Source organism: Laceyella putida (genome assembly GCF_042665195.1).
In the GTDB taxonomy this organism is placed as follows: Bacteria; Bacillota; Bacilli; order Thermoactinomycetales; family Thermoactinomycetaceae; genus Laceyella; species Laceyella putida.
In genome coordinates this window covers 1-21,675 of sequence record NZ_JBHTBW010000081.1, presented here as the reverse complement: position 1 = coordinate 21,675, position 21,675 = coordinate 1, and the positions used below count along the sequence as shown (strand labels likewise).

10 protein-coding genes are annotated in these 21,675 nt (G+C 41.1%); 7 read left to right on the top strand and 3 right to left on the bottom strand.

Features of this window, described 5'->3' with window-relative positions; genetic code table 11:
- Nucleotides 1–727: 727 nt before the first annotated feature.
- The 4 genes from ACFQNG_RS18980 to ACFQNG_RS18965 are packed head-to-tail and all read left to right on the top strand — an operon-like array spanning nucleotide 728 to nucleotide 16,782.
- A complete protein-coding gene (locus ACFQNG_RS18980) occupies nucleotides 728–3,604 on the top strand; it encodes a DEAD/DEAH box helicase (protein ID WP_379867482.1) in 2,877 nt (958 codons plus the stop codon).
- Nucleotides 3,601–8,145, top strand: a complete 4,545-nt coding sequence (locus ACFQNG_RS18975) for an Eco57I restriction-modification methylase domain-containing protein (protein ID WP_379867481.1) — start codon at nucleotides 3,601–3,603, stop codon at nucleotides 8,143–8,145. Before ACFQNG_RS18980 ends, ACFQNG_RS18975 begins: the two co-directional genes overlap by 4 nt.
- Nucleotides 8,142–14,648 (top strand): DEAD/DEAH box helicase, encoded by a 6,507-nt coding sequence (locus ACFQNG_RS18970; RefSeq protein WP_379867480.1) that lies wholly within the window; start codon nucleotides 8,142–8,144, stop codon nucleotides 14,646–14,648. The genes ACFQNG_RS18975 and ACFQNG_RS18970 overlap by 4 nt, the downstream gene beginning before the upstream one ends.
- A 1-nt stretch (nucleotide 14,649) precedes the next feature.
- On the top strand, nucleotides 14,650–16,782 hold the full coding sequence (locus tag ACFQNG_RS18965; protein ID WP_379867479.1) for a UvrD-helicase domain-containing protein: 2,133 nt from the start codon (nucleotides 14,650–14,652) through the stop codon (nucleotides 16,780–16,782).
- A 225-nt stretch (nucleotides 16,783–17,007) separates the two neighbouring features.
- Here the strand turns inward: ACFQNG_RS18965 and ACFQNG_RS18960 are convergent, their stop codons facing one another.
- From ACFQNG_RS18960 to ACFQNG_RS18950, 3 genes are read right to left on the bottom strand one after another with little or no spacing between them, the layout of a single operon-like run.
- On the bottom strand, nucleotides 17,008–17,199 hold the full coding sequence (locus ACFQNG_RS18960; RefSeq protein WP_379867478.1) for an integrase core domain-containing protein: 192 nt from the start codon (nucleotides 17,197–17,199) through the stop codon (nucleotides 17,008–17,010).
- Nucleotides 17,200–17,231: 32 nt separating this feature from the next.
- Nucleotides 17,232–17,750: an IS3 family transposase gene (locus ACFQNG_RS18955; RefSeq protein ID WP_379867477.1), complete on the bottom strand. Its 519-nt coding sequence runs from the start codon at nucleotides 17,748–17,750 to the stop codon at nucleotides 17,232–17,234.
- An 11-nt stretch (nucleotides 17,751–17,761) separates the two neighbouring features.
- Nucleotides 17,762–18,049, bottom strand: a complete 288-nt coding sequence (locus ACFQNG_RS18950; RefSeq protein WP_379867591.1) for a transposase — start codon at nucleotides 18,047–18,049, stop codon at nucleotides 17,762–17,764.
- A 382-nt stretch (nucleotides 18,050–18,431) separates the two neighbouring features.
- On the opposite strand from ACFQNG_RS18950, the gene ACFQNG_RS18945 reads away from it, so the two are divergent.
- The 3 genes from ACFQNG_RS18945 to ACFQNG_RS18935 all read left to right on the top strand — a co-directional run bounded on the left by ACFQNG_RS18945 (nucleotide 18,432) and on the right by ACFQNG_RS18935 (nucleotide 21,600).
- The gene (locus ACFQNG_RS18945) at nucleotides 18,432–20,174 is read left to right on the top strand and encodes a GmrSD restriction endonuclease domain-containing protein (protein ID WP_379867590.1); all 1,743 of its coding nucleotides are present in this window, start codon (nucleotides 18,432–18,434) and stop codon (nucleotides 20,172–20,174) included.
- A 299-nt stretch (nucleotides 20,175–20,473) separates the two neighbouring features.
- Entirely contained in the window at nucleotides 20,474–20,914 is a 441-nt protein-coding gene (locus tag ACFQNG_RS18940) for a hypothetical protein (RefSeq protein WP_379867476.1), read from the top strand.
- 56 nt (nucleotides 20,915–20,970) lie between these two features.
- Nucleotides 20,971–21,600 (top strand): ECF transporter S component family protein, encoded by a 630-nt coding sequence (locus ACFQNG_RS18935; protein ID WP_379867475.1) that lies wholly within the window; start codon nucleotides 20,971–20,973, stop codon nucleotides 21,598–21,600.
- Nucleotides 21,601–21,675: the final 75 nt, after the last annotated feature.

Sequence of the window (21,675 nt, the reverse complement as noted above, 5' to 3'; positions counted from 1 at the left end):
TTGACTATGAACTAAGCCGTTAATGTGAATGAGCAGAATTTGATATATAAAAGAGAGTCAAGTTCACTTTATCTTCTGAAATGGCCTAATCGAGATAGTTTCCTATAAATTTAAAAAATCTATTCATTGTAACATTGGCTTTCTCTGGGGTCTCTTAGGGGTTAATAGGACAGAATTTCATTTTTCTTTACGAATAATTTATATATAAGAACTGAACAAGATATGATCTTTAGACTGGAAAAAAAGTTATTGGTATCTGTTTTTATTCATCTGCTTATGTAACCAGAAGGAGATCTAATCTGGTTACGGTTTAAAACCCAAACTTGAATGTTACTGGGGCTGTTATATACTAAGGAAATCGTGTAGAAATAACATAAGAAAACAGAAGAAACAAGTGAAGAATATACACGGATGAAGTAGTAGCCTCTGTGAGTGTTTGTTGGGGATCACAAAATGATACCTAAACAATAGTTAGACTGTACAAATTTGAAGTGCAAGAGGCAACAATCATCTAGTTGAAAATTTTATAATTTTTTAGTAAGAAAGAATTATTATCTCTTTACATAACTTTATTGACACAAGGTGATTTGTTTACAGTATACAAGATATATAAACATGAATATTGAATATTTTTATATATTCGTTTATAATGTATATGTTATTTTGATATATCAAAATGATAGTCACTTTGATATACATATAGAATTCTTGATATAGGAGGAAACATATGTCATATCCGATAGGATCGCGTTTACATATTAGAGGTGAAGAATGGCTGATTCAAGGTGTTCAACCCACTAATACAGGTGCGTATGCTGTACGAGTGATTGGTTTATCTGAAACTGTTCGCGACTATCAAGCTACATTCTTGGATTGTATTGATGAGGTAGTTGAAATTCGTCCAGAAGATGTACGTTTTGTTACAGATGAATCGCCTAACTATCGCCGTTCACGCTTATACTTAAATGCTTTAATGATGAGAACACCAATTGTTGGTTCAGAGATTACGACACGTAAACAAGCGGCGATGGAAGATAGCGATTATCAATATGTTCCTGCTCAACTAGCATTAGAACAAGTGCGTCCGCGTTTTTTGATCGCTGATGGTGTAGGATTGGGAAAAACGATTGAGGCAGGCGTGTTGATGTCTGAGTTAATTCGCCGTGGTAGAGGGCGGCGAATTCTAGTCGTATCTGCTCGTTCTATGTTAGAGCAGCTTCAGAAAGAAATGTGGACTCGTTTTTCCATTCCACTCATGCGTTTAGACTCTCTAGGGATTGCTAAGATTCGTTACAACATCCCACAGAATAAAAACCCTTTCCACTACTACGACAAAGTGATTATTTCCATTGATACTTTAAAAAACGATGAACTTTACCGTCGTTACTTAGAAAATTGTTATTGGGATATTGTGATGATTGATGAATGTCACAACGTAGCCAATGCCAATACCGATCGAAACAAGTTGGCGACACTGTTGGCGGATCGTTGCCATAGTTTAATCCTTTTGTCAGCTACCCCCCACAATGGGAAGCCAGAGAGCTTTGCTACTTTATTACGGATGCTTGATCCAACGGCAGTTGCTGATCCAGAAAAAGTGACGAAAGAAGATATTCAACACCTGGTTGTTCGTAGATTTAAAAAAGATGTGCAGGCACAGACGACAAACTTTTATAAAGTGAATGATTTACCAGTACCTTGCGAAGCATCGAAAGAGGAGACGGACATTCTTTGTGATTTAGGCTCTACTTTATTACATACCATTCAGTCCAAGAGTCCCAAACGGGATGCACTCTTCCAAGTAACTCTATTAAAGTCTTTCCTCTCTAGTTCAGTAGCGCTAAGTGAAACATTAAAACAGCGGATTCATCAACTAGAGCGCCAGTTGGAGAAACAAGGGAATTCGTCCAATAAGGAGACACTCCAACGTGATCTACATAAGTTACAGCTGGTGAAAGACAAAGTAGACGCCATTCCAATAGTAAAGAGCAGCAAGTTCCAAACACTATGTAACATGTTACGTGAATGGGGTTGGGATGGAACACGCTCCTCTGAAAGAGTGATTATTTTCTCTGAACGCATTGCCACCTTGGAAGCGCTACAAAAAGCTCTTATGAAAGAGTTTGGCATTCCAGAAAAAGAGGATGAGAAAGTAATCGAATTGTTTACGGCTAAAATGCCAGATCATGAACAAGCTCGGGTTGTGCGTGAATTTAACGAAGAAGAGTCACCTATGCGTATTCTTTTATGCTCTGATATTGCGTCCGAAGGGGTTAACTTGCATCATCGTTGTCATCATCTCATTCATTTTGATATTCCTTGGTCCTTTATCCGATTGCAACAGCGAAATGGACGAATTGACCGATTTGGACAAACCCAAACACCTGAGATCCGATATATTGTTTTAAAGTCTGACGAAGCCAAGGCGGAAACACATGTGATTGAAAAGTTAGTGGAAAAAGCGCAAAGTATCGAGCAAAGCTTAGGAGATCCCAGCAGTATTTTACGTTTGTTCGACCCTGACGAGGAAGAAGATCATATTCAGAATAGACTTGCTGAAGGGAAAAAAGTGGATGAGATTTTCGAAGAAGATGATGAAGATGATTGGGATTTAGATTTCTTCGATCCAATTCCACGTCTGGTAGAGGCTAAGGCGATTCGAATGAAAGAGCCAACCAGATTATATCATGATTGGTTACTACAACTAGAACATCTCCAACAAGAACTAGGTGAAGACGAACAGAGAGCCCTGGCGGATTTACGGGGCAGAAGAAAGCAATCAGTCAAAATTCGAGTAGACCATGAGCAAAAGAGAGTATTTATTTCAGGCATTAAAGATCTGAAAAAGAGATTGGAATCTCTACCACCAGAAGCACGACCACGTGAAGGTGAGGAGCTCCGCTGTACCACAGATACGAAACGAGTGATGAGAGCGATTGCTAATGCGACGCGGGATGGAGAATGGCCACAAGAGCATTTGTTATGGGAAAATCACCCAGTAGCCGATTGGATTGCTGATCGTTCACTGGCGTTATTCCCATCTAAACAAGCGCCATCGCTGAAGCTTTCTACAGTTCCAATTGGTACCACGTATTACCTAGTACAGGCAAATGTATTAACTGAAAGCGGACATCCTGCTTTAGCAGAATGGCTAGTGGTACGTGTTGATGCAAAAGGAATGAAAGCAATTCCACTATCTGAAGTACCAGAGCTATTAAAAGCGGACCAGTGGATTAATGATGGAAGCTACCATCCAGAAGTGGAAGATCAGAATTTAACATCCGTAGTAGCATATGCGGAGCAATATGTACAGGATCGTTTGCAACAAGTTCAGACTGAATTACAAGAACGGATTAATCGGGAAAAAGAGAGACTCACTGCGTGGTATCAAGAAAGCTTGAAGCCTATTAAAGACAAGCAGCTTTCATTATTTGAAGAGTCGCATCAAGCTGCGCAGCTACGCCGTCTAGTGAAAAAAGAGCATCAAATCCAGTCCACTTATGAATCAACTGTTGCAGGACTAGAAAGCATGCTCAAGGTGAAAGGAGAGCCGGTGTTAAGGATTTGTGCCCGGTTTCAAGGAAGCGAGGAGATGAACAGATGATTACCAGCTTGGGGAACTATAACGACTTCTATAATCCATTTTTTATAGACACTTATTTGAAGAAAGAAGTGGAGTCTGCTGTGCGCAATCTGCTCGATCATGAAGATGACCCTGTCCAACAGGTGAAAGAATTAAGCACAGCATTTCGCAAAGTAAAAGGTCAAATTCATGACCACTTGGGCAACAGTTCCGATTTACAAGAGTGGCATGAACGTCTTTCTGGAGCGCTTGGCTACATATATAATCCTCAAGAAGAAACATGGCTACTGGATGATGAAGTAGAGATTCCCATCTTTTATTCGCATCGCACCGAAGATGAGCGTCGTTTCTTAGTTGTGCTCACAGGACCTTATGTGAAAAAATCTGATCAACTATTGGAAACACCTTGGTTGCCAAAAGCGAACAGTCAAGAAACCCTTACATTGGAACAATGTCTAGGGGGACTATTCCGTGAACAACAACGTCCCCGTTTTGTTGTCGTTCTGTGTGGTCGTTTTGTTTGCCTATTTGACTATGAAAAGTGGGCAGATCGTCGTTTCTTAGCAGTTGATCTGGATACGTTGTATGGTCCGTTGGCTCGTGAAGAGGCTATAGTTTTAGTTGGACTATTCCATCGTCAGATTTTAACTGGCTCAGTTCGAGATGGTCTCCATGATGATCTGGAAAAACAATCCCGTCAACATGCTACCGGAATTACGGACGATCTGAAACAACGTGCCCGTGAAGCGGTAGAGATGCTAGGTCAGGAGTTTGTGCGCCATCAACAAGAGACACACCAAAAATACTTGAATAAGCCTGACTTAGAGCGTCAGCTAACCACAGAATGCTTACGTTATGTATATCGTCTGCTCTTTTTGCTTTACGTGGAGGCTCGTGACCGTGATCTACGTATGGTAGCGATGAATAGTGAAGAGTACAGAACTGCATATAGCTTAGAGGCGATTCGTGATCTAGCGGAAAATCAAAATCTGGTGACTGAAGAAGCACAAAACGGAACCTTCTTTCAACAAAGCCTGGATCAACTTTTCCGCCTGATTAATGAAGGAGAGCCACCTCAGTTACAAGAGCAAATGGCATTAATTTTTGATGAGAAGCCATTAGCAGCTGGGTTTACTTTACGTGGACTACGCAGTGAACTATTTGATCCATCTTCCACTCCATTGCTTTCATCCATTAAGATTCGGAACATTGTCTTACAAAAGATCATCATTCGTCTTTCTATTGCAGAAGGAAAAGGCGGTAAGCGGCGGATTAGCTATTCTGCACTCACTACCAACCATCTTGGTGAGATCTATGAGGGGCTTCTATCATATTCAGGCTTCTTTGCACCTGAAGTGCTTTATGAAGTATGCCGTGCTAAAGATCAAGGAAAACCAAATGTACAAACTTACTTTATCCCTGAGGCGAAAATTGCGGAGTACAAGCTGACTGAAGACGAATTCGTATACAACATAACGGAAGATGGAGAAAAGGTGAAAAAGCGTTACGATCGAGGAACGTTTATCTTCCGTCTGCGTGGACGTGAACGTGCTGACTCGGCTAGCTACTATACACCATCGGAATTAACAGAAACGACAGTAAAATACACCTTAAAAGAGATTTTGCCTAAGTTGTCAGCGGATGAAGTCCTTAAACTGAAAGTATTGGAGCCAGCGATGGGATCAGGAGCGTTCTTGAACGCAGGAATCAGTGCTCTAGCGGAAGCGTATTTGACTAAAAAAGAAGAGGAATTAGGTCAAAAGGTTCCTGAAGATCAAAGGACTTTTGAGTTAGCTCGTGTTCGGGCATACATTACAGCTAAAAACGCTTATGGGGTAGACAAAAACCAGTTAGCAAGCGAACTAGCAGGCGTGAGCCTTTGGTTAAACACCCTGCACGCAGGTCAAGCGGGTCCTTGGTATGAAGCGCGCCTTGCTACAGGGAATAGTTTAATCGGTGCAAGAAGAGCTGTTTATGGAGAAGAGTTACTTCGAAAAGGTGGATGGGAGAAGCAACCACCAGAGAGAGAACGTATGGGATTAGAAAATGGAGAAAAGGTCTACCATTTCTTACTACCAGATCCTGGGATGTGTAACTATGACAAGGATAAAGCGGTTAAAGAGATGTGCAAAGAGGAACTAGCAACGATTAAAGAATGGAAAAGAAATTTGCCCAAGAAAATCGAAGCTAAAATGTTCAAGCGATTAGCTACTCTTTCACAAAAGATTGACCAACTGTGGGAAAAAGCGATTATCGATCGTCAAGAGTTGTTGAGATCTGTAGACGATCATCTCACTGTGTGGCCTACCCCTCATACAGAAGATCGACCTAATGAATATAACATTCAAGAGCGCCGTGCTAAATTGAAGGAAATGACTGAAGGAAACCACAAGGCTTATCATGTGGTGAAATTAATACAAGATATTTGGTGTGCTCTTTGGTTCTGGCCGATTAACAAGGCAGATCAATTGCCAACGTTTGAGCAATGGATTTCTGCTGTAGAAGAGCTGGTTAAAGTAATTGGCACGACTTCAAAAGGTATTGCAGGTGTGGTAGATCAATTTCCATGGTTGAAAATTGTGCTTCAAGTGGTTGAGCAAGAGCGGTTTCATCATTGGGAGTTAGTATTTGGAGAAGTGTTTAAGGAAAACGGTGGGTTTGATGTGATCTTGGGTAATCCCCCTTGGGTGTCAATTGAATGGAAAGAAACCGATATATTGTCTGAATACGATCCATTAATATTTCTTAGAAAAGAAAGTGCTAGCAAAGTAGCTGAAAAACGAACATATTTACTTGATAAATACAATCTTAGAAATCCTTACTTAGAGTTATATATTACTAGAATATCTACTCAATCTTTTATTACTTCTACAGGTTTATATAATGAATTAGAGAATTCAAAACCAAATTTATACAAGTCTTTTATTTGTAGGGCTTGGGGAATGGGATCAAATGATGCAGTTATTGGATTTATCCATCCCGACAGCGTTTATGATGAAACTAAAGGTAAACGATTAAGAAAAGCAATATATCCTCGCTTATTGTTTCATTTTCATTTTATTAATGAAATGAAATTATTTAAAGATATTGACCATCATAATGGATTTAGTATCAATGTTTATAGATCAAAACCAAAATCAATCGTTTCTTTTCTCCACTTGGGTAATTTGTATTTACCTAAGACAATTGATGAATGTTTTATTCACTCTGGAAAGGGAACTGTTCCAGGGTTAAAAACAGATGATAATGATTGGGAAACAAGAGGGCACAGACATAGGATAGTTAAGATAACGGAAGAAGAATTATCTTTGTTTAAGCTTCTTTATGGGGAAGAAGAAGAGAGTAGTTTAGAACAACAATTACCTGTAGTCCATAGCATTGAAGTATTAAATATATTAAAGAATTTATCTAGAATAAAAGAATCCATAGGTACGAAGAATTGTTACTTAGGTAGAACAGTATGTTGGGACGAAACAGCAGCTGTTAAGAAAACTAAAACTATTAAAAGGTATACCCAGTTTCCTAAGAGTATTGAGTATCTAATTTTAAATGGTCCTCACATTTATGTAGGGAATCCACTTTATCAAACTCCTAACGAGAAATGCTCACATAATTTAGATTACAGTTCTCTAAACCTAGCTGAATTGCCAAATGACTATTTACCTAGATCCAATTACTTACCACAAGTAAACTTAGACGAATACCGAAAACGTACTCCCAAATTTAATGATAAGTCACTTTTAGATTTTTATAGGTTAGTTTATAGAAAAATGGCATCTTTAACTGGTGAGAGAACTTTTATTCCTGCTATAATTGCACCTAACGTAGCACATGTTGATGGATTGGTTAGTGTAGTGATAGATGATTTAAAGCAACTTGTCTTATATTCTGGCATTACTTTTTCTATCGTATCTGATTTTTTTATACGAATTACCGGAAGAGCAAATATTCATAAGGAAATTGAAAAAATACCCCTCCCAAACATCTTAGAGTTAAATAAGTTTATTATTGCACGTGCCTTACGTCTAAACTGTCTAACCATCTACTACAAAGACCTATGGGAACAACTCTATGACTCATCCTTTAACCAAGATGGCTTTGTTAAACAAGACCCACGCCTAAAATCATGGTCCCACTTGACACCAACTTGGAACCGTGAGGTCGCATTACGTACAGACTATGAACGTAGACAAGCATTAGTAGAGTTAGATGCATTAGTAGCGTTAGCATATGGCTTAACAGAAGAAGAGCTACTCACCATCTACCGAGTACACTTCCCAGTGCTCCAAAACTACGAGAAAAATGAACGATTCTATGATGCGATGGGTCGACTGGTTCCGAAAGATGTTGTTAAAGCCTATCAATTGGAATACCAAATCCAACAAGGACTAGCAGCCAAACCAAGAGGTCAGGCATACGATAAACACCTTGAGCTTCTTGCTATGGACTATCCACTCTTTAATCCAGGAACCGAAGAACCATTTGACCGTTGTGATCGAGAGAAAGATTTGAGCGAAGCATATCGTGCCTTTTCACGGATGTTACAGGAGGCGACAGCATGATTCCTGCTCAATTAGCACAGGATTGGAAAACGGCTGTTCTCGAATATGTGGACACCGTTTTCCCCTTTAGTAATGACCAGCTGAGAGAAGCATGGTTAAACTTTCTAAAAGACCCTGATGAGGGTCTCTTTAAAGGATTTTATATTCACTCTCGACTGCCATATCGGGTGGCTGATGCATCTCAGCCCATCCCGTTAACGGCGGTTCAACCATTTTTTCGCCCCTTTGTCCATCAGTTGCGTGCCTTTGAACGACTCAATTCAGTTCGTGAGGATGGACCTCAACCGACACTGGTGACAACAGGCACAGGTTCAGGGAAAACTGAATCGTTCCTATACCCGATTATTGACCACTGTGTTCGGATGCGGAAACAAGGTAAAGAAGGCATTAAAGCGATTATTCTTTATCCAATGAATGCGTTGGCACATGATCAAGCCAAACGTTTAGCTGACTTGATCCATAAACATCCAGAAGCAAAGCATTCCATAACTGCTGGAATTTATGTAGGGCAAGGTCGTAAAGAAGAGGGAGAACCTCAGAGCATTAGCCGAGTCATGACGGAGAAGCAACTGATCGAAGATCGAAAAATATTGCGAAAGCATCCTCCAGACATTTTACTAACGAACTATAAGATGTTGGATTTATTGCTTCACCGTAAGTCAGACGCCTCCCTCTGGGGTATGAATCAGCCAGATACCTTAACTTATCTGGTTCTAGATGAGATGCATGCTTATGATGGTGTTCAGTTAGCAGATATCGCTTGCTTAATTCGTCGATTACTAGCGAGATTGCATATGAAGCCTGCTCAACTTTGTCCAGTAGGAACATCGGCTACCTTGGGTGATGGAAGTGAACAAACGAAAGCTAAGCTAATAGACTTAGCGGCAACTGTGTTTGGAAGAAGTCTCGATACCTCCTCTGTTGTGACGGAAGATCGACCCACATTGAGTGAGTTTCTATTGCCTATAGAAACAGACGCTGTTCCTGAACCGGCTACACTGACGGAGTTGTTACCCAAACCGTTGGAAGACACCGATTCTTATGTATCAAGACAACTAGAGTTATGGTTTGGAGAACAGTTAGATTCAAGTGAAACAGGACGGCGGTTACGGGCTCATGCTTGGTTTCAGGTCTTTTGTCAACATACTCATGCAGAACCGATCACGTGGGAGCAATTAGTACAGCGTTTTCAGAAAGAATGGCAAGGATCTGTTCCTCCTGAGGCAGTGGAACCTCTGTTATGTTCGTTACTGGCTGTAATTTCTTTTGCAAAAGAGGAAAGCGGATACCGACCATTATTACCGATTCATACGCAATTATGGATGAAAGAAATGCGTGGGCTTGTGCGTGAACTGGACGAACAACCACGCTTCCGCTGGATAGACCGTGCCACAGTTGATTTTAGCCTTTCTAAAAAGGATAAAGGATATATCGCACGTTTTGATCATGCTACTTTACCGATGATTGTATGTAACTCCTGTGGAGTGGGCGGTTGGGTCGCTATTCAACATGATGCTGATCCACGGCTAGAAACAGATCCATATGCGGTAAACCGAGTTTATGGTCGTACCTTTCATGCCAGTACTTCAGATGAGGAGAAGAAAAGTATCCGCTTCCTTTTTCCGCAGTCAGAAGGGGAACCAGAACCAGGACACAGCCAGTGGTATATAACCAAAAAAGAAGCGATACTAGCAGATAAACCTGGGAAAGAACGGCTCCCTATTTATGTGGTAAAGCCTTTTGCTCGCGACGATACACATCGTTGTCCTTATTGTAGTGAACGTAATTCGATGTTGCTTGTTTCGATGAGAAGGGCGAGTTTGAGTTCAGTGATCATTGCTCAAACAGTTAGCTCAGCTCATACCAAGGACCGTAAAATCTTATCTTTTACTGATTCAGTACAAGATGCCGCTCATCTTGCTGGCTTTATTCGTTACCGTACTAAATCTACCATTTTGCGTACAGCACTCAATCAGATGTTATTAAATGGTTATGAGCGGAAGCCCCTTGCCGAACTATTAACGGACTTCCAAACTTATTGGCGTACGTATTTCGCTAAGACATATGGAACAGCAGGTGATGAGCAGTATTTACGAGCATTTGTGGAGCGAGATGAAGAGGAAGAACAATTAGCAGGACGTTTCCCACGCAATCGTAGTGAATGGACAGACAAAATCTGGGAAGAAGTGGAGTTTTATATCACCTGGAAGTTGTTAAAGGAGTTAGGACTGCATGCTCGATTAGGTCGTTCTCTTTACTTAACTGGATCAGTTGCTCTCCAATTAGATCCACAAAAGCTGGAAGAGGCTGTGAAAGGAGCTACTGAATCCGTTCAAGCGAGAGAGCCACAATTGAACTGGGATGGCAAGTTGTCCGAACGTGTACGTGCGTTTATCCAAGGTGTGGCTCATCGAATGGCGATTCGTGGTGGTATCTCTCATCCATTGCTTGATGCCTATCGTGAATCGGGTGGTAATCGATATCTTTTATCAGAAGAACAAAATCGCTTGTATGAAGGTTCAAAGCGACAACCACGTTTTTACACGACTTCTGGAAAGTTACAAAAAGATGGCTTTGATCCTGTGTATGGTGGTAAGGAGAGCTGGTTAACTCAGTACGTTCAAAAAGTCTTCTTGCCAGAACAAGATTTTCAATTAATTGAATCTATTGATGAGGGTAATGTTGCTTCAAGGATTTTTCATAATATGCAACAAGCTGGTCTCTTGGATATTCGTCATCATCAGAGTAGTGAGACATTTGGTTTATCCCAAGAAGCATTACTCTTAACTAAGGATACAACACGTGTCCAATGTAAAAGTTGTCATTATGAATTAACCCTAGCCGTTCAAGATAAAGAAGAGTTTGAACAAAAGGTTCCTTGTATCTCTTACCGATGTCATGGACATTATCTGTCCGCTCCAAAGCGCACAGGGCAATTTTATGAGCGGGTTTATGAAGAGTGGAATCTGGAACCGGTAATCTCTAAGGAACATTCTAGCTTGGTATCGACTGCGAAGCGGAAGGAAGTAGAGAAGCGTTTCTCGGAAGGCAAGCCATCTCCTGTTAATGTATTAGTTTGTACCCCAACGATGGAGATGGGGATTGATATTGGAGATTTGTCTACTGTTTTGTTAACCAACGTTCCACCATCGATTGCGAGTCGGGTACAAAGGGTGGGACGTGCAGGGCGTTCTACTGGTACCGCCATTGTTGCACAGGTGTTCCGTGATTCTCCACACGACCACTATTTTTGGGAAGATCCATCAGAGTTATTAAATGGAAGGGTAGAGACCCCCGTTTGTCTGCTGGATGCCCCAGAGGTTTTAAAAAGGCATCTGTGTGCCTTCTTATTAGATGCTTGGATTCGTGATAAATCAGAGGCTGAAATCCCACTTCATGTCTCAAGAGTATTGACTGAAGAGAAGTTGAAGGCGTTCCCTTATCACTGGTTTTCCTATGTAGACAGTCGTCGTGAGATGTTATGGGAAGAGTTTACAATCATGTTTGTTGAACAACTGAAGGAGAGAAATGTACAGATTATCTATAACTATTTTATAGGTGAAGAATGGAAAGATGCTGTTCAACATGTTATTGCGACTAGACGGGATGAAGTAAAAGAAGCCTCTAATCATCTGCTTCGTTTGAATAATAGATATAAAAAATTGGAGCAACAGGGCACAACGGATGAGGATGATGAGAAAAAAGAATTGAAGCGAGAGCTACAGCAAGCTCGAGCTCGATATCGTGAACTGATGGAAGAAGAAACACTAGAGTGGTGGACATTAGAAGGATTACTACCGAACTATGCCTTCCCAGATCGGGAAGTTACCTTAAAGCGGTTTATTCCCCCAGCAAGCGGGATGAAAGCTACCTTAGAGCAATTTGTTCGTCATCCAGAAGTGGCTTTGCGTGATCTGGCACCTGGAAATCATTTTTATGCCCGTGGACGAACAACGGTAATTAACCAACTTCCGCTTGTAAGCCGTGAATTGGAAGAGTGGCGATTGTGCCCTTATTGTCAGTATATGGTAAAAAATAATGATCAGATAAGTCATACTTGTCCACGTTGTGGTTGCCAAGAGTGGCGTGATAAAGGGCAGATCGCCTATATGGTTCCGCAAGGTCATGTCATCTCTCGTGCAAGACTTAAAGATGAAACACAGATTGATGATGAAAGTGAAGAACGAACCAGACAACCGATGGAGGTCATGCAATTCTTTGATTTTCATACCATGCCACAAGCAAGCTATCGTGTCCAGGGACAACCGTTTGGATATGAGTTTTTTGAACGCAGCACGATGAGGGAGATTAACTTTGGACCGAAGAATTTGGAACAGAGTGGTCGAATCGTAGCTCAACAAAGGGTGCCACAGAAAGGATTTGTGGTGTGCGAAAAATGTGGTGCTTCTGAAGTAAAAGATAAGAATGGAAGATTAAGCATTCGCCATGTTCGTGGATTTGGTTGCGAACGACATAAACAACAAGACGTGAACAAACAAGCAGTTGAGCAAGGAACGAATGAACGTCTGTCTCGGGCGGATGAACATAAAATCTCACTTTATCTATATCGGGAATTAGAATCTGAAATGATTCGGATTGCACTGCCAATCCATCTTACTAAGAAAGATGAAAGATATGCAACATGGGTAGCTATTTTCCGATTAGGGTTAAGAGAGAAAATAGGTGGTTCTGAACAACAGATTGGAATTGCTAGATACCATGAACCAATACAAGATGGAAAAGAAACGATCAACGCCAACTACCTTGTACTCTATGATAAAATCCCAGGTGGAACAGGTTATCTCCAGCAATTGGCTGAACAAGGGGAGTTGTATGATCTGCTGAAGAGAGCTTGGGATCGGATTCAAAACTGTTCCTGCCAGCATGAAGGGCGAGATGGTTGTTATCATTGTTTGTTCCGTTACGAATCCCAATATGATCAGCAGTATATCTCACGTCGTCTTGCAGTTGATATGTTAAAATACTTAATTCAAGATCCTAATCTCTGGGAAGAGACTAGTTTCTTAGATGTACAAAACAGCAATTATCGGCGCCAACTTCTGGATAGCGATTTTGAAGAGTTAGCAGAAGATAAACTAGTTCTTTATTTAGAGGAAGAAAGACTTCCAGAGTTTGAGAAGAGAAACTATGTGGAAGGAAATCAAACGGGGATCGAAATTCGCTGGAGAACTTTTTCGGGTGAAGTAGGTTGGAGGCTCATCAGGCAGAAAAACTTAACCGGGCAAGATGGAGTTCCATTTGCTACACGTGCTGATTGGGTGCTCTATCCTCTTGGAGCATTTAGGAATGAGGAATTACGACCGATCGTAGTTTACTTGGATGGTGCTAAGTATCATGTCGGTGATGGAGAATATAACCGACTGGCTCAAGATGTACTAATTCGTGAAGGATTGCGTCGAGGTGGAAAATATACTGTTTTTACTCTTACTTGGCGTGATGTTGTTGTCAAGGATAGTGAAAATGAGGGGCAAACCGCCATATACGACCGTGATCCAGAACTTGATTTTGAACAACATTTGAAACAGGTAGCCAGTCATCTTCAATATACAGATCCGACCACTAGTTGGTATCATTCAGGATTGCAGTTGCTTGTTGACTATCTCAAACAACCTTCCTTAAGTAATAGAATTAAATTTGCTGAAGCTGTTAGTCTTGTAACAGCGGGAGTGCTAGATAGAGAAAAGCATGTTGCTTCTGTTCATTATGTTGGTCAATCCCTAAACTATGTCTTAGTAGCAGAGACGAAGGCATCCTATACTGGTGAGATAGAAAAGGCAAATCCTAATTTAATGAGAATCATGGATGGCAAGGCAAAGAAGGTTGTTTTTGCAGAGCATCATTTTGGTACAGGAAAGAATCTTTCTTTACTTATCGCTGCACGAGGAAATAAAAAGTCTGGGTATCAGTTTAACGGAATTCTCCGTTTAGAAGATCAGCAACGATTTGATTCAGAAGGTGAATTAAAAGATACATTCTTGCGTGATTGGAGAATTTTCTTCCATTGGTTTAATTATTTACAATGGTTACCTGGACTTCGCTTTGTTACGGCGGAAAGTCTCCAGAAGCATAAAGATAAGTGGGATGTACTAGATGCCATGTATCCCATTGAAATGTGGGATCAAGTCCAAAACACTGAGAGTGAAGAACAACAAGTTGTTATTGATCCAAGTTGGCTTGATCTGATCCACCCTTCTTATCGACAAATAGCTGTTGCTCTTGCCAGATCAGGTGTTCCATTGCCAGAGGTAGGATATGAGTTCCTTGAGAACGATGAGATTGTAGATGAAGCTGAGTTGGCATGGCCAAATGAGAAGATTTGTATCCTGAGAAAAGTGCAGTATGAGGATGTAGAGCAGATTAAAAAGCTAGGGTGGACTGTGTGGGATTTACAGAAGTACTCCCTAGAAGTCGAATCTCCTGAATCGATCTCTGATGTAAACTGGTCAGAGATGTGGGATCAACTAGTGAAAGGGGAAGTGTAAGATGCAGACAATTGCGATCCAAGACACATTTCTTGAGGCTTTCTCAAAATTACCGAAGGTTGAGCAAAAAAGAACTCGCCAGATGATTGATTTACTTCGTAGTAATCCAGATAATAATGGTCTCAACTTTGAACGATATATCGAAGCGGTAGATCCAAAAGTACATTCGATTCGGATTAGCCAAGGATATCGAGCAATTGCCGTTCGTCCAGACAAGGAGGGTGTGATCCTCCTTGTCTGGGTGGATCATCATGATGAAGCATACCGTTGGGCCAAAAGAAAGAGGTTTGAGGTTAACCCTTTCACAGGTGTGCTCCAAATGTGGACAAGCGCTGAAGAAAATACACCTACTGCATCAGTGGAAGAAGCTGTAGGGCTGTTTGCTGAGTATAGTAATAAGCAATTATTAAAGCTAGGGGTTCCTGAAGAATTACTTTCCCATATTCGCAACATTCAATCTGAAGATGAGTTGGATGAATATATAAGGGAATTACCTATCGAAACGGCTGAGGCTTTGCAATTTTTATTAACTGGAGACCCGTACGATGAAGTTTTAGAATTTGTTTTTCAATTAAAAGCAGAACGCGAAGACGAAATGCTTGATACAAAGCCTGCATCATTTGCTGAAGCAGTAGCTCATCCGAAAGCGAGTCGCCATATTGTGGTGGTCACTTCCGATGTGCAATTAAACGAAATGCTAGAACAGCCACTAGAACGATGGCGGACCTTCCTACACCCTACTCAGAAGGAATTAGTGGAAAAAGATTATAAAGGTCCCGTTCGCGTATTGGGAGGTGCTGGGACTGGTAAAACAGTAGTAGCGATGCACCGTGCACGTCACTTGGTTCGTGAGAAATTAAAATCAGGTGAGAGGGTGTTGGTGACAACATTCACTGTAAATCTAGCAGATACGATTCGCGAAATTTTATCTACTATGTGTACAGAAGTAGAGATGCAGCGAATTGATGTCATCTCCATCGATCGTCTAGCTTTTCAGATCGCTAAGAAGTATTGCGGATTGATAGCACACCCAGTTGGTAGCGACCATGAAGACGTTAAAGCAATTTGGGAAAACGCCATGTTTGAACATGGCTGGAATGTGGGAGATCTAACCTTTTTGAAAAATGAATATTACCGTGTTATTCAGCAAAATGGAGTAGATACTTGGGAAGAATACTTAGATACAAAACGTGTTGGACGGAAAAAACGGCTTTCTCGCGCTGAAAAGAAAAAGATTTGGGGTACAATTCAATGGGTACGTGAAAAAATGAAAGAGAAAAATATCATTGAGCATATTGATGTTCAAAGAATGGCTCGCAAGTGGCTCGAAGAAAATAGAGGGGCACTGGTTTACAGAGCGGCTATAGTGGACGAGGCTCAGGATTTTCATCCAGAAGCTTTCAAGTTGCTCCGTATCCTTGTGCCTGAAGGGGACAATGACCTATTTATTGTTGGAGATGCTCACCAACGAATCTATTCTCGCCATGTTGTATTGAGTCGATGCGGAATTAACATTCGCGGTCAGCGTTCCAAGAGATTACGTATTAATTACCGTACAACCGAGCAAATCCGCCGCAAAGCGATGGAAATGCTCCATACTTTAACCTTTGATGACTTAGATGGTGGACATGATGATGGGAAAGACATCTCTCTGTTAGCAGGGTCGGCTCCAGAGATTGTCAACTTTAACACACTAAGTGAAGAAAGAAAATTTGTCGTAGATAAGGTAATAGATCTACTAAATGAAGGGATTCAGTTAGGTGACATAGCAGTTCTGGCAAGAAACAACTATATTGCTGATCAGTATGTTGAAGCGTTTAAAAAAGCAGAATTGAAAGCGCACAAGTTGTCAACCGATACTATGTTAAACATTGACGCAATTCATTGCGGAACGATGCATCGCAGTAAGGGGCTAGAGTTTCGTGCAGTGTTTATCGTAGAAGTAAACGAAAATGTAATACCACCTGAGTATGTTGTAAATCAGATGGATGATGAAGAGGAATTGGAAGAGCTTAAAAAACAAGAGAGATCATTACTATATGTGGCGAGTACAAGAGCCCGGGAGAAATTGTATGTTACATCGTTTGGTCCACCATCTGTATTGGTTAGAGAGCTTATTTTAGGAGTCAGGTAATTAATGATGGGCGGTATAAGTCAAAAATTATGTTATTTTTGAAGTTAACATTCTAAAAAATTTCTAAGGAAACCGCCAACGTCTGAAATATTCAGCAGTGACTCCAATACACCTTTACTCGTTATAGACGACCACTATTTTCTCCCATCCTCAAACCCCTGCAAATTACAGGGGTTTTCTTTGCTATGAGTTAAGTCCCTTAATGAACCCCATATGTCCAGACAACTATGCAACGTTTGAAGTTACAGATTGACGAAATTCTCGTTGCGACAGATATCCAAGCGCAGAGTGAGGTCTTTCATCATTGTAAAAGGCTATGAAATGATCAATGTCCTGTTTAGCTTCCAGGAACGATCCATATTCTTGGAGCCAAACCGTTTCCTCTTTTAGCGTACGAAACCAACGCTCAATGATCACTCCGTATGCTTATCCCTTTGCCTTTTACTCCTTCAGGAAAACGGTAATTCAAATTGGTTTACAGCCATAAGAAGCTTCTTGGTTCTGCAGAACCGAGAGAAAGAATAGCCTACGATTTCTCTGTCAAATGCATCGATCACCGCAAACAAATACCCCCAGCCATCTCTGCCACACCAGAATTTTGTCATATCTACTTGAAAATGCTCATTGGAACGAACAACGGGAATCTTTCCTGGTTGCTTTTTTCGTTTGGCTTCAAAACGCTTCGTCTTAACTAGTACATTCAACTCCTTCATCATTCGGTAAACACGTTTGCCATTAACCTGGAGTTGAAATCGCTTTTTTAGCCATACTCGAATACGGAGATATCCGTTCGTAGGAAACTCGCCACACAACTCTAAAATCTTTTGACGAAGCGATGCTTCGTCTGTCTTTTCTCGCTTCTTAGGTTGTTCTTGCTTAAGTAAGGAATATCCATAGGTACGATTGATTTGAAGGGCATATGTAATTTGTGGGACCGAATACCCTTCATCCATCAAGGTTCGTGCCAACTCTCTTAAACTTACCTTCGGCCCCAATTGGTCTTTTTTCTAAGGATCTCAATCTGCATTGCTTGTTCACCAAGCAATGCCTTGGCTTCTTTCAATTCTTTCTCTAATTCTATCTCCCGTTTAGATGGATTTGTTGCCAGGGCTGAAAGCCCTCCTTGAAGAAAGGCCTCTTTCCATTTGTAATATTGAGGTTGTAATATTCCGTATTCTCTGCATACAGCAGAGATGTTAGCTCCTGGTACCATGCCAGCCAATACGATCTCCATTTTCTGTTCGGCCGTCCATTTTCTTCTCCCTATAAAAAACGCCCCTTTCGCCCCCTAATTATAACTTAGCTTTTGTCTGGGGTCACAGGGGTTCAGTATAGGATGAAAGAAACTTAATTCCAGATGAAATTGTAGAAGAAGCATTAAACTATAAACCAACCAAGTAATGAGACTAAGAAGTAGTAAGGAAATCATAGAGGGGAAATTTATGGGGGATGGCTCCTTATTTTTGTTGGCTTTGATCTAAAAATGTTCAATTGTAGTGGATGGATATATAAGTTGGTACTCAATTTCCCTATTCTCAACCCCGCACCCAACCTCTGCGAATAGCAGGGGTTTTTTATACTAAGATAAACGATTGCAAATGTGTTAAAATTAAGTATTGTTGAAAGGAGAAAGATCAACGGTGAGCACAATGCTATACAAAAGAGTGGATTACAGCCTGTCCAAGCTCCTGCATGATATTGAGCATGGGGATATTGCGCTGCCTGATTTGCAGCGGCCGTTTGTCTGGCCAGCGGCAAAAGTGAGGGATTTGTTCGATTCCATGTACCGCGGGTTTCCCGTTGGGTACTTTTTGTTTTGGGCGAATGAGCATTTGACGGATATCAAGCAAATCGGCGTGGAACAAAAACAGGCGAAGGTGCCGAGATTGTTGATTGTCGATGGACAGCAACGGTTAACCTCCCTGTTCGCCGTGCTGAAAGGGAAACGGGTGCTAAACAAGGATTTTAAGGAGACATCGATCAAAATCTCGTTTCGGCCCATCGACAGCCAATTTGACGTCGCGGATGCGGCCATTGAGCGGGATCCCGAGTACATTTATGATATTTCGGAGCTTTGGAAACAAGGAACTTCCAGCTTCCGGTTTATCAATAAGTTTATTGAGAAACTGAGAAATCATCGGGAGATCACCGATGAAGAAGAGAACGTGATCAGTGATAATATCGATCGCTTGTATAAATTGCAGGAATATCAATTCACCGCGATGGAAATATCGTCCACCGTCGATGAAGAGCAGGTCTCGGATATTTTCGTGCGCATTAACAGTCAAGGAAAGAAATTGAATCAGGCCGACTTCATCTTGACGTTGTTATCCGTTTTCTGGGATCAGGGAAGGAAGGAGTTGGAGGCGTTTTCCAGGGAGTCGCGCGAGGCAAGAGGGGAACAGGCGAGTCCGTTCAATCATTTCATTCACCCCGATCCGGCCCAAATGCTGAGAGTCGCTGTGGGTCTTGGATTTAAACGGGCCCGGTTGAAAAACGTATACACCATCTTGCGCGGAAAGGATCTGGAAACGGGTGAGGTTTCTTCTTTGCGGAGAGATCAGCAATTTGACGTGTTAAAACAAGCCCAACAGAAAGTGCTTAATTTGCAAAATTGGCATGATTTCTTAAAGGTGTTGATCAAGGCAGGTTTCAGAAGCAAAGCGATGGTCAGTTCGGATATGAGCATTATCTATTCTTATGTCATCTACTTGATCGGCAAAGAGGATTTTCACGTTGACGCCTATCGTTTAAGAAAGATGATCGCCAAGTGGTATTTTATGTTGGTGTTGACGGGCCGGTACACGGGTTCTCCCGAAACGGTGATGGAAGCGGATCTGGCCCGTTTGCGCGGGGTGGCCGATCAAGACGAGTTCGTGGGAACGCTGGAAAAAATCATCGCGGATTCCCTCACCAACGATTTTTGGACCATTACCTTGGTCAACAAGCTTGAATCTTCCACTTCCAGGAACCCGGCGCTCCACGCTTACTATGCCGCCTTGAACATTCTTGATGCCAACGTGTTGTTTTCCAATATGAAAGTGTCCGAGTTGCTTGATCCGGTGCTGAGAGCCAATCGGAACGCCATAGAAAAACATCATTTGTTCCCCAAGAAATATTTGAAATCCATCGGGATTAACGAAGACAAACTGATCAATCAAGTGGCCAACCTGGCTTTGGTCGAATGGGGCGATAACGCCAGAATATCGGATGAATCTCCTGAAAGTTATTTCCCCAGGTATGCGGAGCGGTTCACTCCCGCTGAGCTGGCGGAGATGATGGAATATCACGCGCTTCCTGACAACTGGACAAGCCTGGACTATCCAGTTTTTCTGGAAGAGCGCAGAAAAAAGATGGCGCAAATCATTAAGGCGGGGTATATCCGACTCTGATTGGAGAATGGTTTTAAAAGTGCATAAGTGCGAACGAAACCCCAAGCTTGATGCGGCTTGGGGTTTATCAAACTATATTTGTTTTGTTATAAAATCGATATACTTCCACCTAGACCTGTAAATTTTCCTCCATGACTAAATTCCGTGTAATAGCTACAAGAACAGCTTCATAAGATACATTGGATTGTTTTGTTGGGAATGATGATAAATAATTTTTTGTCATTTAGCACTATTTACCTTTTGTTGTGATTATAATATAATTGTATTATGAAAATTAAATATTTTAGGAGGTAATACTGATGGCTCATTCGGATGAAAAGAATGAAAAAACAAATAATTCATCGGGTTTTCATATCCATGTCGGTGGAGATGTGGGAAATAATTCAGTAATTGGAGACTTTAGCGGGAACAGTGGAGATATTAATTCAAATAACGTCAATTCCAATAACAATGCAGCAGAAGGTGAGGAAACGAAAGAGCAGGCTTTTGTAAGGTTAAGCAATGAGTTATTACAGTTGTTAGAACAAAGTACCGATCTGTTGGAGCAAGAGAAAAAAGAAGTGGTTGATCTTGTTAGTGCAAGCCAACCATCTGTCCAAAAAGGCGAACCGAACACGACAATTTTAACCTTGTTACGGCAAAAATTAACTATATTGAGGGAGAAAATTAGTCAACCTTCTCCTATTCTGCAAAATATGGCCTCTCTTTCAGAAGTGATTGGTCTGTTTTTAGGATCATGATATAGGATAGACGCAGAATAATTAAGAAAATTATTAATTGAAATAGGTGAAAGCCATTGAATCGATATATTCACGCGAAAGAAATTGAAGAGTATCTCTATTGTGTAGAATATTGGAGGCTAAGTGATACAAAGCGCAAATCGGAAGAATTAGATATAATCGAGATGGAAAACGAACAAGATGAGTGGATGATAACCCAAGGGGAAATTTTCCATCCGCCAGTTTTGCCAGAAATCCCTGAACCGGCTTATTTGCCACCAAATAAGCCAGCTCCTATTATGGAAGTTCCATGGGAACCTTCATGGGGATTTGAGGAATTTACGTATGTTGGAATGGCAGTTGGGGTTGTGAGTGCTGTTGTTAATTTTGTAGTAAATCTAGTTCATATATTCAATGACTTTGGCTGGTCTAGCATTTTGGAACTGATCATTTCCCCTTTTAAAGCTATATTTTATGGTGTAGTTATTGGGATAGGTTCTATTTTAGTTGCTTATATTATCTTTTTACTGCTCAAACTAATTGCTAAATCTAGGAGAAAAAAAGTTGAAGAGCAGTTCAAGCAAAAACTTAAAGAATTAATGGTTAAATATAATGAGAAACTCAAAGAATATGATGCAGAATACGAAAAAAGAATGGAAGAGTTTTATGAGAAGCAAGAGGCGGTTGCACTAGGGCGTGTCTGGTGAATGATTAATTGAGCCACATGATCAAGGAAATCAAGGTAATGGCAGCACAAAAATAAACCGCCCGTTTTTCATAAC

What these genes read in the sequence shown, in the direction of transcription:
- ACFQNG_RS18980 (WP_379867482.1), top strand. Translation starts at nt 728, where the DNA reads ATGTCATATCCGATAGGATCGCGTTTACATATTAGAGGTGAAGAATGG.
- ACFQNG_RS18975 (WP_379867481.1), top strand. Translation starts at nt 3,601, where the DNA reads ATGATTACCAGCTTGGGGAACTATAACGACTTCTATAATCCATTTTTT.
- ACFQNG_RS18970 (WP_379867480.1), top strand. Translation starts at nt 8,142, where the DNA reads ATGATTCCTGCTCAATTAGCACAGGATTGGAAAACGGCTGTTCTCGAA.
- ACFQNG_RS18965 (WP_379867479.1), top strand. Translation starts at nt 14,650, where the DNA reads ATGCAGACAATTGCGATCCAAGACACATTTCTTGAGGCTTTCTCAAAA.
- ACFQNG_RS18945 (WP_379867590.1), top strand. Translation starts at nt 18,432, where the DNA reads ATGCTATACAAAAGAGTGGATTACAGCCTGTCCAAGCTCCTGCATGAT.
- ACFQNG_RS18940 (WP_379867476.1), top strand. Translation starts at nt 20,474, where the DNA reads ATGGCTCATTCGGATGAAAAGAATGAAAAAACAAATAATTCATCGGGT.